This window comes from Caulobacter sp. P1_B12_2 (assembly GCF_056406675.1).
Genome location: NZ_JBFTZS010000049.1, coordinates 1 through 15,286, shown reverse-complemented (window position 1 = coordinate 15,286; position 15,286 = coordinate 1). Strand labels below are relative to the sequence as shown.

The following is a 15,286-nucleotide window of genomic DNA, read 5'->3' as shown; positions in this document are numbered from 1 at the left end:
ACGTGGTGCTGCACGTGCGCGACGTGGCCAATCCCGACACCGACGCCCAGGCCCGCGATGTCCAGAAGGTGCTGGCCGAGCTGAAGGTGCTCGGCGACGACGGCGAGGCCGAAGGCGGCAAGACCCTCATCGAGGTCTGGAACAAGATCGATCTGGTCGGAGGCGAGGCCCGCGAGATCCTCGACGGCCAGGCCCGGCGGCAGGAAGCGTCAGCCGTCTCGGCCGTCACCGGCGAAGGTTGCGCCGAGCTGTTGCGTCGGGTCGCGGGCCTGATCAATGACACGCCGCCGGTCGCCGTGCGCCTGGCGGCCAAGGACGGCGAGGCCCTGGCCTGGATCTACCGCAACGGCCGGGTGGAGAGCCGCGACGACGAGGAAGAGGGCGGCGTGCGCCTGATCGCCCGCCTCGACGCCCAGGCCCTGGGCCGGTTCGAGCGTCAGTTTCCCGACGTCTGGATCATGGCGACCGGCGACTGATCTTTCCCGGCTTGCCGCGCTCGCCTTGCGGGTGAACACTCCGACCCCGCATTCGGAGCGCGAGCATGGCCAACGACCCCTGGGACGGTGTGACAGTGCCGGCGGCCGCCACGGTCGTCGTCAAGCGGGTGGAGGGCTTCTTCGCCCAGCCCTATGACGACAACGGCGCGCTGCCGGGCGGCACCTGGACGATCGGCTACGGCACGACCCGCGACGCGGCCGGCAAGGCCGTGACGCCGTCCACCCCGCCCGTCACAGAGGCCCAGGCCGTCAAGCTGTTGCTGCGCGACATGAAGCGCGCCGCCCAGGACGTGCACACCCGCGTCCGCACCCCACTGGCGGCCTACGAGGCCGCCGCCCTGATTTCGTGGACCTACAATCTGGGCGACGGCGCGCTGCGCACCTCGACCCTGCTGCGCAAGCTGAACGCCGGCGAGAAGACCGCCGTGCCCGCCGAGATGCGCAAGTGGATCAACCAGAACGGCAAGCCGCTGGTCGGCCTGCTGCGCCGCCGCTGGGCCGAGGCGGCGATCTTCGTGGGCAAGGATCCGGTGAACGCCTGCGTGCGGGCTTGGCGCGAGATCGACGACCTGGAGGACTGGCCGGCGTTCTAGCCGGTGGCCTGTTGGTCGAAATAGCCGGCCCCTTCGATATCGGCGATCAGGCCGACCTCGGTGGGCTCCCAGTCCAAGACTTGGCGCGTCCAGGCGCTGGAGGTGGCCGCGTCCATGCCGGCGAACATCGCGAACCAGCCGAAGTGTTCGGGCGGCCGGCTTTCGACCGGCAGGCCCAGCCCTCGGCCGATGACCGCGGCGATCTCCCTGAAGGGCACGCCTTCCTCGGCCACGGCGTGATAGCGCTCGCCGCCGACCCCACGCTCGACGGCCGATCGATAGACCTTCGCGGCGTCGTGGCGATGGACGCCGGACCAACGGTTCTGTCCGTCGCCCGGATAGGCCGACACGCCGGTTCGGCGGGCGATGTCGATCAGCATCGGCACGAAGCCATGGTCGCCCGCGCCGTGGGTGGACGGGGCCAACCGAACGACCGAGGCGCGGACGCCCTTCTCCAAAAGGCCTGCGGCGGCCGCTTCCGAGACACGAGGATAGCCATCCACCCCTTCCTTGGGCAGATCGGTTTCAAGCGCCAGCCGGCCAGGGGCGAGCCGCGCGGTGCCCGAGGTGACAAGCAAGGGCTTGCCCGAACCTTCCAGGCCCGCGCCCAGCGCCTCGATGGCGCGGCGGTCCAGATCGCAATTCTCGGCGAAGCGCGAGAAGTCGTGGTTGAAGGCGGTGTGGATCACCGCGTCGGCCGAGGCGGCGGCGCGGGTCAGGCCGGTCTGGTCCTCCAGACTGCCGTGCAGGACCTGAGCGCCCGCCGCCTCCAGCGCCTGGGCGCCGCTCTCGGAACGCACAAGTCCCAGCACCTGATGGCCGTGGGTGACGAGTTCCTGAACGACGGCCGAGCCGACGAAGCCGGTCGCGCCGGTAACGAAAATACGCATGAAACGCTCCAGGACTTTGATCCGTCCATTACAGCGCCTAAGTTCATCCTGTTAAAGTTGGGATCTTATACGGGTATAATGCCTACCGCCCTCACATCGCCCACCGAGGCGCGTCTCGGCGCCTACCTCCGCGACCGCCGCGGCCGACTGGACGCGTCGGCCTTGGGTTTTGGAGGGCCACGTCGCCGCACGCCCGGCCTGCGCCGCGAGGAGGTGGCCCAGCGGGCCAGCATCAGCGCCACCTGGTACACCTGGCTGGAGCAGGGGCGGGGCGGGGCGCCGTCGGGCGACGTGCTGGACCGCATCGCTCGGGCCCTGCTGTTGACCGACATCGAGCGTGAGCACCTGTTCCTATTGGGCCTGGGGCGGCCGCCCGAGGTGCGCTACCGCCGGTCCGAGGGCGTGACGCCTCGGCTGCAGCGCGTGCTCGACGCGCTCGATCCGATCCCCGCCATGGTCAAGACCGCCACCTGGGACGTGGTGGCCTGGAATCGCGCGGCCACGGTGGTGCTGGCCGACTACGCCGCCTTGCCGCTGGAGGAGCGCAACATCCTGCGGCGGATCTTCCTGGATCCGGCCGTGCGGGCCGCCAACGCCGACTGGGATGGCGTGGCGCGCTTCGTGACGGCGGCGTTCCGCGCGGATGTGGCTCGCGCCGGCGCCGACGGCGACCCGGCGGTCGCGGCCCTGGTCGAGGAACTGCGGGCCCGTAGTCCGGAGTTCTCGCGCCTATGGGCCCACAACGACGTCAGCCATTACGGCGAGGGCCTCAAGCGCCTGCACCATCCGACGGCCGGGACGCTGGCGTTCGAATACTCGGCCTTCGCGGTCGATGGCCGACCCGACCTGGGCATGATCGTCTACAATCCGGCGACGGCGGAGGACGCCGCCAAGGTCAGGGCGCTGGTCGAGGCGCTCTAGACGTTCTTTTCCGCCGCCTTGGCCGCATCCCACAGCCCGTCCATCTCGGCCAGGTCCGACTGGTCCGGCGTCCGGCCGTCCTTGGCCAACTCGGCCTCAATGAAGGCGAAGCGCCGCGCGAACTTGGCGTTGGTGGCGCGCAGGGCGTCCTCGGGCTCGATGTCCAGCTTGCGGGCCAGGTTGGCGACGACGAACAGCAGGTCGCCCAGCTCCTCGCGGGCCTTGGCCTTGTCGCCGGCCGCGATCTCGACCTTCAGCTCGGCGACCTCCTCGGCCAGCTTGTCCAGCACCTCGTCGGTCGAGGGCCAGTCGAAGCCGACCCGGGCGGCGCGCTTGGTCAACTTGACGGCGCGGGTCATGGCGGGAAGGCCGGCCGGCACGTCGTCCAGCACGCCGCCCTTGGCCTTGGCCTGGCGTTCCTGGGCCTTCAGCGCCTCCCAGCCGGCGTTCTGGTCGGCCTTGTCCTCGTAGGCGTGATCCCCGAACACATGCGGGTGGCGGCGGACCATCTTGTCGTTGATAGCCGAAGCGACGGCGGCCAGGTCGAACACGCCTTGCTCCTCGGCCATCCGCGAATGGAACACCACCTGCAGCAACAGGTCGCCCAGCTCTTCCTTCAGGTCGGAGAGGTCGCCCCGCTCGATGGCGTCGGCGACCTCGTAGGCCTCCTCGACCGTGTAGGGCGCGACGGTGGCGAAGGTCTGCTCCTGATCCCACGGACAACCGCCGTCGGGATCGCGCAGCTTGGCCATGATGTCGATCAGCGTGAAGAGCGGGTGCTGATCCTTCTCGCGAGGATCATTCAGCGGCGAGCCCTTAGGCGTTTCTTTGGGGGGCGGCGAGAGGGGCGACATGCGGTTCCGGGCTCGGACTGGGGAGGGGCTCGGCCGCGTCCCGTTCGTCGAGCTGACGGCGGATCTCGGCATGGGCGGTCGCGTCCAGCGGATAGCGCAGGATGATCGCGCACACCAGCAGGCCCAGCACCGCCGGCGCCACCGCGTAGAGCGCGATCAGGGCCAGGTCGCCTTGCTCGCTGGGAACCTTGGGGTCGAAGCCCAGCTTGGCCAGCAGGATGAACACGCCGATGGCCAGGGCGTAGCCCAGCTTCACCGTGCCGTTGACGATGGCGTACAGCAGGCCGGTGCGGTCGACGCCGCTGGCCAGCCGCTCCTCGTCGCCCAGGTCAGCCATCATCGAGCGCACCAGCAGCGGGGCGGCGGAGTAGGGCAGGCCGGCCAGGACCAGTGAGAGGGTGCCGACCACGCTCATGCCCCGGGGCGTGAAGCAGGCGGCCACCTGGAAGACGGCGTAGATCACCGCGGCCACGGCCAGGGCCCTATGCTTGCCGATCTTCTTGGCCAGATACGGCCAGATCGGCGAACCGCCCAGGGCGGCGACGAAATAGATCAGCAGCAGGATGCCGGCCGAGGCCTTGTCGAAGCCCTTGATGCGCTCGAAGAAGAAGAAGAACAGCGCCCCGCCGATGCCCGGCGCCAGGCCCATCAGCAGGTCGGCGAACAGCAGGATCTGCACCGATGGGCGCTTGATCATGCCCAGATATTGCCGCAGGCCGGCCGCGTGCTTGACCGGCGGGACATTGGTCTCGCCGACCACGCCCATGGCCAGCAGGAAGGTCACCGGCAGCAGGACGATGATGAACCAGCCCATGCCCCGGATCCCGGCGGCGTGGTCGCCGGCATAGACCTTGGCCAGGATGGGCGGCAGCACCAGCACCAGGATCATGCCGACCACGTTGCCGGCGCTCCACCAGCCATAGACCCGCGAGCGCTGCTGGTAGTCCGGCGACAGCACCGCGCCCCAGGCCGTGTGCGAAAGCACCGCCATCGAATAGCCGACGTAACAGACGATCAGCCAAGCCCAGAGATAGAACGGTCCGATCCCGGGCTTGGCCATGAACAGGAAGTAGGCCGCCACCATCAGCACCGGCGCGCCCGCCGCCAGCCAGGGCCTGAAGCGGCCGATCCGGGTTCGGGTGCGATCCATCATGCCGCCCAGGATCGGGTCCAGGATGATGTCGGCCACCCGCACCAGCAGGAAGGCCGCGCCGACCACCGACAGGGAAAGACCCAACTCGCTGACGTAGTATTCGGGCAGATAGACCACCAGTGGCAGGCCCAGGGCGGCCAGCGGCAGGCAAGGCGCGGCGAAGGCCGCCAGGGTCCAGGATGAGCGCCGTCCGGTCATGCGTTCCTCGCCGATCGCGGACTGCCGCCGCGTTCATGAACAGTGATCAGACGCCGTGTCGGCGCCGCTGGCAAGAGTTGTCGCGAACGCGCGTTTAACGCCCGCCGCTGAACTGATCCTTGGCCAGACGACCGGCCAGGCGGTCGAAGGCGTCGTCCGCGTCCTGCCAGGTCGAGCCGTAGCGCGCCCAGCGGATGTCGTCGCCGTACCAGCTGTAGGCGATCGGCGTGCGCCGGCCGGCCGGATCGACATAGTCGCCGCTGATCTTCGCCCCGCCGATGCCGAAGCTTTCCATCGACAGGCCTTGGGTGGTCATCAGTTGCTGCGGTGTGGGCCGGTTGGGCCGGGCGTCGTCGATGACCAGGGTCAGGACGCCGCCGCCAGCGGTCGTCGGGATCCGCTTCTCGACGGATCGGCGCAGTTCGGTGGTCAGGAAGTCGAGGTCGCGGGCGCCGATATCATCGACCTTCTCGGCCAGGGCGGGGCCGATCGTGACCTTGACGGACGAAACGACAGGAGCGGCGAGGGCGGGCTGGGCCGCGCTCAGCAGCAGAATGGCGGAAACGAGGGCGGCGCGCATGGCTGGCTCCTGAATCAGGCTTCACTCGAAATGTGGGGGCTGCGCGGGCGCGGCGCCAGGCTGAACGCCAGCCAGCCGAGCAGGGCCGACAGCAGCGAGCCGACCAGCACGCCGATCTTGGTCTCGTCCCGCAGGATCTCGGCGTTGAAGGCCAGGTTGTTGATGAACAGGCTCATGGTGAAGCCGATGCCGCACAGGGCCGAGACGCCGAACAGCTGGGTCCAGGACGCGCCGCTCGGCCGCTGGGCCCAGCCCAGCTTGATCGCCATCAGACAGAACAGGCCCACCCCGATCACCTTGCCCAGGAACAGGCCCAGCGCGGCGCCCAGGGTGGCGGGCGCGGTCAGCTCGGCCAGGCCGACCTGACCCAGGGCGACGCCGGCGTTGGCGAAGCCGAAGATCGGCACGACCAGATACCCCACCCACGGCGCCAGCCCGTGCTCCAGCCGGTGCAGCGGCGAATGCTCGTCGTCCGGACGGGCGGGCGACTTGGTGATCGGAATGGTCATGGCCAGGATCACCCCGGCCAGGGTGGCGTGCACGCCGGACTTGAGGAAGAAGAACCAAAGCCCAGCACCGACAAGGAGATAGGGCCACAGGCTCATCACCTTCAGGCGGTTCATCGTCACTAGCACGGCCAAGGCGGCCGCCGCGCCGCCAAGCGCCCAGAGGGTCAGGTGATCGGTGTAGAAGACGGCGATGATCAGGATCGCGCCCAGGTCGTCGATGATGGCCAGGGCGGCCAGGAAGATCTTCAGCGAGGCCGGCACGCGCGGCCCCAGAAGCGACAGCACCCCCAGGGCGAAGGCGATGTCGGTGGCCGCCGGGATGGCCCAGCCGCGCAGATTGGCCGGGGTCTGCAGATTGACCGCCACATAGATCAGGGCCGGAACGATCATCCCGCCCATGGCCGCGACGCCCGGCAGCACCCGCCGCGACCAGCTGGAGAGTTCGCCGTCGACGGTCTCGCGCTTGATCTCCAGCCCCACCAGCAGAAAGAACACCGCCATCAGCCCGTCATTGACCCAGTGGCCCACGCTCAGGCCGCCGACATAGACGTGCAGGGCGTGGAAATAGCCGTCGGCCAGCGGCGAATTGGCRACGATCAGCGCCAGGGCCGCTGAACCCATCAACAGCAGCCCGCCGGCGGACTCGCTCTTGAGGAAGGCGCGCAGGGCCGAGATTCCACGGGGATGGGCGGTCGTCATGTAGCGGGCCTCGCGGAAGAATCGTCCGGTCGATCTTGACGCGGCGCCTAAGCCGGACGCCAGCGAAACCGACGTCAGCGCCGCCCTTGGCGCCTGCGATAGGCGTCCAGCCGCAAGGTCATGTCCACCCGGTCCATGCCCGGCGCGAAGCCGTCCGGCATATGGGCGGTCTCGACGAAGCCGTACCGCGCGAAGAATCCTCGGCTGTGCTGGGTGGTCTGGATGTCCACGGTCTCGAACGTCGGATCGGCGGCGATCAACGCCAGGCGTTCGGTCAGCAGGCGCTCGCCCAGCCGACGCCCGTGCAGGTCGCCGCGCACCATGCCCCAGCACAGGGCGGCGACCGACGGCGCCTTGGGCTGGCGGGCGTAGCCGCCGCAGCCCAAGGCTTCGCCGGCCAGGGTCTCCAGCACGAAATAGGGGCCTTGCAGGTCATCCACGAAACCCAGGAAGTCCGGCTTCTCGATCGCGGCGAAGTATCCCGGCGTGTTGCTGTCGAACAGCGCCTCGCCCCGTTCGCGGTCCGCGGCGCGCCAGGGACGCAGCCGAACCTCGTCCGCCTCGCTCGCGAACCGGTCGGCGCTCACAGCCGCGYGATCCGGGCGATGGCCTCGATGTCGAGCGACTGTTCCAGCATCGCCGCGATCTCATCCAGCGCCGCGTCGACCGTGGCCGCGTGATCGCGCGGCGTCATCGCCAGGCCCAGCGGCGCCAGCAGCGCCGCGCGGGCCTCGCCGCGCTCGAACAGGCCGTGGACATAGGCGCCCGCGACCCGGCCGTCGGCCGAGATGGCGCCGTCCACGGCGCCGCCGTCGAAGACCAGCATCGGGGTCGCCGTTCCTGGGCCGGTTGTCCGGCCGATATGCATCTCGTAGCCCGAGAAGACGGCGTCGCTGTCGACGAGACGGCCCGACGTCGCCCGCAGCACCTTGTCGCCCTGCAGCACGGTCTCGACGTCCAGCAGCCCCAGGCCTGCGGCCGACCCCGGCGCGCCCTCGATCCCCTCGGGGTCCGACACGGTCTTGCCCAGCATCTGATAGCCGCCGCAGACCCCCAGCACTCGCCCGCCGCGCCGCACATGGGCCAGGATGTCGATGTCCCAGCCCTGGGCGCGCAGGAAGGCCAGGTCCGCCAAGGTCGCCTTGGTGCCCGGGAGGATCACCAGATCCGCGTCGCCGGGCACGGGCGTTCCCGGCGGCAGAAACGCGAAGTCGATGTCCGGATCGGCGCGCAGCGGGTCGAACTCGTCGAAATTGGCGATCCGCGACAGCATCGGCACGACGATCCGCACCCGCGTGTCGCCGCCAGCCCGCACCGGCCGCTCCAGCACCACGGCGTCCTCGGCGGGCAGGGCGCGGGCCGAGGCCAGCCACGGCGCCATGCCCAAGTCGGGCCAGCCGGTGCGGGCGACGATCTCGCGCCGGCCTTCATCGAACAGCGAAGGATCGCCGCGGAACTTGTTGATGATGAAGCCCTTGATGCGGTCGCGATCCGCCGCGTCCAGCACCAGATGCGCCCCGGCCAGGGCGGCGATCACATGGCCGCGGTCTATGTCGCCGACCAGGGCGACGGGCACGTCGGCGGCGTGGGCGAAGCCCATGTTGGCGATGTCGCCCTTGCGCAGGTTGGTCTCGGCCGGACTGCCCGCGCCCTCGACCAGCACCAGGTCCGCCTCGGCGGCCAGCAGGCGATAGCTCTCGACCGTGGTGTCCAGCAGGTCGGGCTTCAGCCCCTGGAAGGCGCGGGCCTTGTAGGCCCCGATCACCTTGCCCCTCACCACCACCTGGGCCCCGACATCGCTCTGGGGCTTCAGCAGCACCGGATTCATGTGGACGGTCGGCGGCGTGCGGCAAGCCAGCGCCTGCAGGGCCTGGGCCCGGCCGATCTCGCCCCCGTCGGCGGTGACGGCGGCGTTGTTGGACATGTTCTGCGGCTTGAACGGCCGCACGATCAGGCCACGATTGGCGAACAGCCGGCACAGGCCCGCCACCAGGGTGGACTTGCCTACGTCGGAGCCGCAGCCCTGGATCATCAATGACGCCATGCCCCGCGCCTATAGCGCCGTTCGGTCAGGGTCAATCCGCCGCTGGCGCAAGGGCTTTGGGCGCTCTATATCCCCGGTCACATGACCATCGATCACGACTCCCGCCTCCGGCGGCTGAAGTTCCGGGCCTGGCATCGCGGATTTCGGGAAGCGGACCTCATTCTGGGGCCGTTCGCGGACACCCATGGCCCGAAGTTGACTCCGGAGCAGCTCGACACCTTCGAAACGCTGATGGAGGAGTCGGATCGCGAGATCTACGCCTGGATCGTCGGCCAGGAGCCGACCCCGGCCAAGTTCGACACTGACGTCCTGACCCTGATCAAGACCTTCCGCTACGAGGCGCACGCGGTTCGGCCGATCGGCGACGGGATGTAGCGGCTCCGGCTTCGGACCGTTTTCAGGCAACAGCATCAGTACCGGCGGCGTTGTCGCTGACCACTCTTTGAAGAGTCTCCATGGCCTACGACGCCAAACAGATCGCCAAGGCCTCGGGGGGCCTGACCCTGGCCGGCGCGCCGGAGGGTTTCGACGCCCTGGTCATGGCCGACATCGCCCGCTCGCGCGGCGGCCTGACCGCCTTCGTGGCCCGCGACACCGCCCGGGCCAGCGCCTTCATCGACGCCCTGAAGTTCTTCGCGCCCGAGATCGAGGCCGTGCTGTTCCCGTCGTGGGACTGCCTGCCCTATGACCGCATCGGTCCGTCGGCCGGCGTCGCGGCCACGCGGATGGCCACCTTGCACCGTCTGGCCCAGGGCCTGGGCAAGGACAAGCCGGCCATCCTGGTCACCGCCGCGCCGGCCCTGCTGCAGCGCGTGCCCGAGAAGACCGTTCTGCTGCGCGCCAGCTATTCGGCCAAGGTCGGCGGCGTGGTCGATGTCGCCGATCTCGAGCGCTATTTCGCGATCAACGGCTATGTCCGCGCCTCCACCGTGTCGGAGCGGGGCGAGTTCGCGATCCGGGGCGGGGTCATCGACGTCTATCCGCCCGCCGCCGAGGAGCCGGTGCGGCTGGACCTGTTCGGCGACACCCTTGAAAGCATTCGCGCCTTCGATCCCGAAACCCAGCGCTCGACCAAGCAGCTGCGCGAAATCCAGCTGCTGCCGGTCAGCGAGGCCCTGCTCGACAAGGAGGGCATTTCGCGGTTCCGCTCGGGCTACATCCGCGAATTCGGGGCGCCCGGCGACGATGCGCTGTACGCCACGGTCAGCGAGGGCGGCCGCCGCGCCGGCCTGGAGCACTGGCTGCCGCTGTTCTATGAGCGGATGGCCACCCTGTTCGACTATCTGCCGGACGGCGCGCTGATCGGCATCGACCATCAGGTCACCGAGAGCCGCGACGAGCGCCTGGCGATGATCGCAGACGCCTATGACGCCCGCGCCTCGGCCGACCGCAAGTCGGCCTATCGTCCGCTGAAGCCCGACGCCCTCTACCTGACCGCCGCCGAATGGGACCAGGCCGTCGACGACCGCGCCAACCGCAAGTTCACGCCGTTCCAGCCCCAGGGCCTGGACGTCGTCGACATGGGCGCGAAGCTGGGCCGCACCTTCGCCGCCGAACGGGCCCAAGACAGCGTCAACCTGTTCCAGGCCACGGCCGACCACGCCACGTCACTGGCGGGGCAGGGCAAGCGGGTGCTGTTCGCCTCGTGGTCCGAGGGCTCGTCCGAGCGCCTGGGGACCATGCTGGCCGACCACGGCCTGAAGAAGGTCCCGTACGCCGCCTATTGGCAGGCGGCCAAGGCCAACGATCCCAAGACCCCCCAGCGCGTGGTCCTGCCGCTGGACAACGGTTTCGAGACCGAGAACCTGGTCGTCATCTCCGAAACCGACATCCTCGGCGACCGCCTGGCCCGGCCGCGCAAGAAGCGCCGCGCCGCCAACTTCCTGGCCGAGGCCAGCGCCCTGACGCCCGGCGACCTGGTCGTCCACATCGACCACGGCATCGGCCGCTACGAAGGCCTGAAAACCCTCGACGTCCAGGGCGCGCCGCACGACTGCCTGGACCTGCTGTACGGCGGCGAGGCCAAGCTCTATCTGCCGGTCGAGAACATTGACCTGCTGACCCGCTACGGGACCGACGCCGAGAACGTTCAGCTGGACAAGCTGGGCGGCGCGGCCTGGCAAGGGCGCAAGTCCAAGGCCAAGGAACGGCTGCGGATCATGGCCGAGGGCCTGATCCAGATCGCCGCCGCCCGCCAGCTGAAGTCGGTGGAAGAGACCGACCCGCCGCACGGCGTGTTCGACGAGTTCTGCGCCCGCTTCCCCTACGAGGAAACCGACGACCAGCTGTCGGCCATCGCCGACGTGCTGGAGGACCTGGGCTCGGGCAAGCCGATGGACCGCCTGATCTGCGGCGACGTCGGCTTCGGCAAGACCGAGGTGGCTCTGCGCGCCGCCTTCGTGGTGGCGATGAGCGGCAAGCAGGTGGCCATCGTCTGCCCGACCACGCTTCTGGCCCGCCAGCACTACAAGACCTTCAAGGACCGCTTCCAGGGCTGGCCGGTCAAGATCACCCGCCTGTCGCGCCTGGTCACCGGCAAGGAGGCCGCCGAGACCCGCGACGGCCTGGCCAACGGCCAGTTCGAGATCGTGGTCGGCACCCACGCCATCCTGTCCAAGCAGGTGTCGTTCAAGGACCTGGGCCTGGTCATCGTCGACGAGGAGCAGCACTTCGGGGTCAAGCACAAGGAGAAGCTCAAGGAGCTTCGCGCCGACGTGCACATGCTGACCCTGACCGCCACGCCGATCCCGCGCACGCTGCAGATGGCGCTGTCGGGCATCCGCGAGATGTCGATCATCGCCACCCCGCCGGTCGATCGCCTGGCGGTGCGCACCTACATCAGCCCGTTCGACCCGGTCACCCTGCGCGAGGCCCTGCTGCGCGAGAAGTATCGYGGCGGCCAGGCCTATTACGTGGTGCCGCGCATCAAGGACCTGGAGGACATCGAGAAGTTCCTCCGCACCCAGGTGCCCGAGGTCAAGTACGTGGTCGGCCACGGCCAGATGGCCCCGACCCAGCTGGAAGACGTGATGACGGCCTTCTATGAGGGCCAGTACGACGTGCTGCTTGCGACCACCATCGTCGAGAGCGGCCTGGACATCCCGTCCGCCAACACCCTGATCGTTCACCGCGCCGACATGTTCGGCCTGGCCCAGCTCTACCAGATCCGGGGCCGGGTCGGCCGTTCGAAGGCTCGGGCCTACGCCTATCTGACCACGCCCAACGAGAAGCAGATCACCCTGTCGGCCGAGAAGCGCCTGAAGGTGCTGCAGTCGCTCGACAGCCTGGGCGCCGGCTTCCAGCTGGCCAGCCACGACCTGGACCAGCGCGGCGGCGGCAACCTGCTGGGCGACGAGCAGAGCGGCCACATTAAGGAGATCGGCGTCGAGCTGTACCAGCAGATGCTGGAGGACGCCGTCGCCGAGCTGCGCGAGCGCCAGGGGGCCGAGGCCCTGCTGGAGGACCGGGGCTGGTCGCCTCAGATCAACACCGGCGCGGCCGTGATGATCCCCGACGACTACGTGCCCGACCTCAACGTGCGCCTGTCGCTCTATCGCCGCCTGTCGGAAGCCGAGAAGGCGGCCGATCGCGAGGCCCTGGCCGCCGAGATGATCGACCGTTTCGGCCCGCTGCCGCCCGAGACCGACAGCCTGCTCAAGGTGGTCGCCATCAAGGGCCTGTGCCGCGAGGCCAATGTCGCCAAGATCGACGTCGGCCCCAAGGGCGCGGTCGCCAGCTTCCGCAACGACATCTATGCCGAGCCACTGGCCCTGATGCAATTCGTGGCCAAGAACAACATCGTCTGGAAGGTGCGTCCCGACCAGAAGGTCGTGGTCAAGGGCGAGTGGGACACGCCGGCCCAACGGCTGGACGCGGCGGAGAAGATCCTGACGCAGTTGGTCAAGCTGGCGAAGGTCTAGTCGGCGTAGAGCGCCGCCAGCCCAGCCGCTGTCCGGCGCAGGCGTTCGCGCAGCGCGGGCGGCTCCAGCACCTGCGCCTCGACGCCCAGGCGCAGGAAGTCGGCGGCCGCGTGGTCGATGGACTCGATCGGGACGCTGACCTCACAGGTCTCGCCGTCCAGCGTCGCCAGCGCCTCGGCCGCGATCCTCGCCTGGGTCGCGCCCAGATAGGACAGACGCTTGAGGCCCGCGCGGCTCAGGCGCAGGCGGGCCTCGCCGGTGAAGATCTCGGCCTCGAAGCGCTGGGTCGAGGCGGTCCAGAAGGCTTCGAGATCGAAATCGGCCGGGCGCTCGAACGTTTCGTCGCCCACGGTCAGGGCCTGGATGTTTGAGACGCGATAGATCCGGGGCTCGCGGCCGGAGGCCAGCGCCGCCAGGTACCAAGTCCCGCCCTTGAGGATCAGACCCAGCGGCGACAGCGTCCGATCGACCACGCCCTTCCAGCTGTCGTAGCGCACCGCGATCCGCCGGCAGGTCCAGACCGCCTGGGCCAGGGCCGGCAGGCGGGCGGCCTCCTCGGCGTCGCGGTACCAGCCGACTGGGTCCAGATGGAAGCGGCTGGAAATCCGCTCGGCGGCGGCCTGGCGTTCGGCGGGCAGGGCGGCCAGCAGCTTAAGCTGGGTGTTGGCCATCACCTCGGAAAGGCCCAGTTGGGCGGCGGGCCCCGCCAGGCCGCCGAGGAACAGGGTTTCGGCCTCCGCGTCGGTCAAACCGGTCAGGCGCGTGCGATAGCCGTCCAGCAGGGCGAAGCCGCCGCCCGGGCCGCGATCGGCATAGACCGGCGCGCCCGACAGGCTCAGGGCGTCGATGTCGCGATAGATGGTGCGCACCGAGACCTCGAACTCCTCCGCCAGCACCTCGGCGGTGAGGCGGCCCCGGGTCTGCAGCAGCATCAGGATCGAGAGCAGGCGGCTTGAGCGCATGTTTTCGATCCTAGCCGAAAATACCTGACAATAGATGTCAGGTAGGCGCGCCTACACAGCCTTCGTCGCATTCGATGAAAGGCCCCGCATGACCGCCTCCGACCAGACGCCTGAGGGCGTCCACGCCTTCGACTTCCTGCATGGCCGTTGGCGCATCGCCCACCGCCGGCTGAAGCAGCGGCACGTCGGCTCCCAGGACTGGGACATGTTCGACGCCACGGCCACCTGTGAGCCGCGCCTGGGCGGGCTGGTCAATGTCGAGGAGATCGCCATGCCCGAGCGCGGCTTTTCCGGCGTCTCCCTGCGCAGCTTCGACCTGGCCACCGGCCTGTGGTCGATCTGGTGGATCAGCAGTCTTGAGGGCCGCCTGCGGCCGCCGGTGACCGGGAGTTTCAGGGACCGCGTCGGCCTGTTCGAGGGCGACGACGTCGACGGCGACCGGCGGGTTCGCGCCCGCTACGTCTGGTCCGACATCACGCCGCGCTCGGCCCGCTGGACCCAGAGCTTCTCGCTGGACGACGGCGTGACCTGGGAGGCCAACTGGATCATGGACTTCACCCGGGCGGAGGACGCGGCATGAGCCTGGACCAAGCCGTGATCGAACTGCGCCAGTACCGGATGAAGCCGGGCCGTCGCGACGAACTGATCGACCTGTTCGAGCGCGAGTTCGTCGAGAGCCAGGAAGCCGAGGGCATGAGCCTGCTGGGCCAATTCCGCGACCTCGACGCGCCCGGCCACTTCGTCTGGATGCGCGGCTTTGACGGCATGGAGGCCCGCAAAGTCGCGCTGGAGGCCTTCTACGGCGGTCCGATCTGGCAGGCTCATCGCGAGGCGGCCAACGCCACGCTCGCCGACAACGACGATGTCCTGCTGCTGAAGCCGCCGGTCGCGGCCGCGCGGCTCGACCTGCCGCCCCGCCGGCCGGCTGGAGCCCTCTCGGGGCCCAAGCCCCTGATCGGCTTGACGATCCAGGCCCTGGACGGTCCGCCGCCGCCCGACTTCGCCGATCGGTTCGAGCATGACGCCCGCCCCGCCCTGGAAGCCGCTGGAGCCGAGGTCCTGGGCTGGATGGTCTCGGAGACGGCCGAGAACACCTTTCCGCGCCTGCCGGTCCGGGAGGGCGAGCAGTTGCTGGCCTGGGTCGGCCGCTTCGCCGATGTGGAAGCCTTTGCGGACCATCTGGTCCGCGCCGAGCGGGCCGGGCTGGGCGATGGGTTCGGCGTCGTGTCCAGGCGAGGCGTGATCCAGCGCCTTCGCCTGGCGCCGACGGCCCGCTCGCGGCTGTGATGACCGCGTCCGGATCCCGCCAGCCGACGCGGCGCGGATTTGCCAGAGTCGGGAAAACCTCGAGAGGAGATTTCCCATGGCCACGATCACCAAGTCCGTCGTCGTCGCGCTGGCGCCCGAACAGGTCTGGGACGCGGTGCGCGACTGGGGCCATGTCCATCAGCGCCTGTGCCCTGGCG

Annotated in this window: 14 protein-coding genes and 1 pseudogene; 7 read left to right on the top strand and 8 right to left on the bottom strand. The window is 69.4% G+C overall.

Features of this window, described 5'->3' with window-relative positions:
• Positions 1-476, top strand: a pseudogene (locus AC1DZ6_RS05165) (GTPase HflX); the annotation flags it as partial.
• Positions 477-541: 65 nt separating this feature from the next.
• The gene (locus AC1DZ6_RS05160) at positions 542-1,090 is read left to right on the top strand and encodes a lysozyme (RefSeq protein WP_477096118.1); all 549 of its coding nucleotides are present in this window, start codon (positions 542-544) and stop codon (positions 1,088-1,090) included.
• Here AC1DZ6_RS05160 and AC1DZ6_RS05155 read toward each other — a convergent pair.
• The gene (locus AC1DZ6_RS05155) at positions 1,087-1,980 is read right to left on the bottom strand and encodes an SDR family oxidoreductase (RefSeq protein WP_477096117.1); all 894 of its coding nucleotides are present in this window, start codon (positions 1,978-1,980) and stop codon (positions 1,087-1,089) included. The two genes, AC1DZ6_RS05160 and AC1DZ6_RS05155, sit on opposite strands and share 4 nt — an antisense overlap.
• Positions 1,981-2,058: 78 nt before the next feature.
• On the opposite strand from AC1DZ6_RS05155, the gene AC1DZ6_RS05150 reads away from it, so the two are divergent.
• The gene (locus tag AC1DZ6_RS05150; protein WP_477096116.1) at positions 2,059-2,901 is read left to right on the top strand and encodes a helix-turn-helix transcriptional regulator; all 843 of its coding nucleotides are present in this window, start codon (positions 2,059-2,061) and stop codon (positions 2,899-2,901) included.
• Here the strand turns inward: AC1DZ6_RS05150 and mazG are convergent.
• The 6 genes from mazG to AC1DZ6_RS05120 form a co-directional block, all read right to left on the bottom strand.
• Positions 2,898-3,755: a nucleoside triphosphate pyrophosphohydrolase gene (mazG, locus tag AC1DZ6_RS05145; RefSeq protein ID WP_477096115.1), complete on the bottom strand. Its 858-nt coding sequence runs from the start codon at positions 3,753-3,755 to the stop codon at positions 2,898-2,900. The genes AC1DZ6_RS05150 and mazG overlap by 4 nt on opposite strands.
• Positions 3,718-5,106, bottom strand: coding sequence for an MFS transporter (locus AC1DZ6_RS05140; protein ID WP_477096114.1), 1,389 nt, complete (start codon positions 5,104-5,106; stop codon positions 3,718-3,720). Before AC1DZ6_RS05140 ends, mazG begins: the two co-directional genes overlap by 38 nt.
• A 94-nt stretch (positions 5,107-5,200) precedes the next feature.
• Positions 5,201-5,686, bottom strand: coding sequence for a hypothetical protein (locus AC1DZ6_RS05135; RefSeq protein ID WP_477096113.1), 486 nt, complete (start codon positions 5,684-5,686; stop codon positions 5,201-5,203).
• A gap of 14 nt (positions 5,687-5,700) precedes the next feature.
• Positions 5,701-6,894, bottom strand: coding sequence for a Na+/H+ antiporter NhaA (gene nhaA, locus AC1DZ6_RS05130; RefSeq protein WP_477096112.1), 1,194 nt, complete (start codon positions 6,892-6,894; stop codon positions 5,701-5,703).
• Between the two features lie 74 nt (positions 6,895-6,968).
• Positions 6,969-7,481: a GNAT family N-acetyltransferase gene (locus AC1DZ6_RS05125; protein WP_477096111.1), complete on the bottom strand. Its 513-nt coding sequence runs from the start codon at positions 7,479-7,481 to the stop codon at positions 6,969-6,971.
• Positions 7,478-8,938 (bottom strand): cobyric acid synthase, encoded by a 1,461-nt coding sequence (locus AC1DZ6_RS05120; RefSeq protein WP_477096110.1) that lies wholly within the window; start codon positions 8,936-8,938, stop codon positions 7,478-7,480. The genes AC1DZ6_RS05125 and AC1DZ6_RS05120 overlap by 4 nt, the downstream gene beginning before the upstream one ends.
• Before the next feature lie 81 nt (positions 8,939-9,019).
• Here AC1DZ6_RS05120 and AC1DZ6_RS05115 point away from each other — a divergent pair, with 81 nt between their 5' ends.
• Together AC1DZ6_RS05115 and mfd are read left to right on the top strand one after the other, a co-directional pair.
• Positions 9,020-9,313 (top strand): FAD assembly factor SdhE, encoded by a 294-nt coding sequence (locus AC1DZ6_RS05115; protein ID WP_477096109.1) that lies wholly within the window; start codon positions 9,020-9,022, stop codon positions 9,311-9,313.
• 80 nt (positions 9,314-9,393) lie between these two features.
• The gene (gene mfd / locus AC1DZ6_RS05110; RefSeq protein WP_477096108.1) at positions 9,394-12,858 is read left to right on the top strand and encodes a transcription-repair coupling factor; all 3,465 of its coding nucleotides are present in this window, start codon (positions 9,394-9,396) and stop codon (positions 12,856-12,858) included.
• On the opposite strand, the gene AC1DZ6_RS05105 is transcribed toward mfd, so the two are convergent.
• Entirely contained in the window at positions 12,855-13,820 is a 966-nt protein-coding gene (locus AC1DZ6_RS05105) for a helix-turn-helix transcriptional regulator (RefSeq protein WP_477096107.1), read from the bottom strand. The genes mfd and AC1DZ6_RS05105 overlap by 4 nt on opposite strands.
• Before the next feature lie 88 nt (positions 13,821-13,908).
• Between AC1DZ6_RS05105 and AC1DZ6_RS05100 the strand changes: the two genes are divergently transcribed.
• Both AC1DZ6_RS05100 and AC1DZ6_RS05095 read left to right on the top strand, forming a co-directional pair.
• Positions 13,909-14,400 carry a DUF1579 domain-containing protein gene (locus tag AC1DZ6_RS05100; protein ID WP_477096106.1) on the top strand — a complete coding sequence of 164 codons (492 nt, stop codon included), beginning with the start codon at positions 13,909-13,911 and terminating at the stop codon, positions 14,398-14,400.
• Positions 14,397-15,107: an NIPSNAP family protein gene (locus tag AC1DZ6_RS05095; RefSeq protein ID WP_477096105.1), complete on the top strand. Its 711-nt coding sequence runs from the start codon at positions 14,397-14,399 to the stop codon at positions 15,105-15,107. The genes AC1DZ6_RS05100 and AC1DZ6_RS05095 overlap by 4 nt, the downstream gene beginning before the upstream one ends.
• Positions 15,108-15,286: the final 179 nt, after the last annotated feature.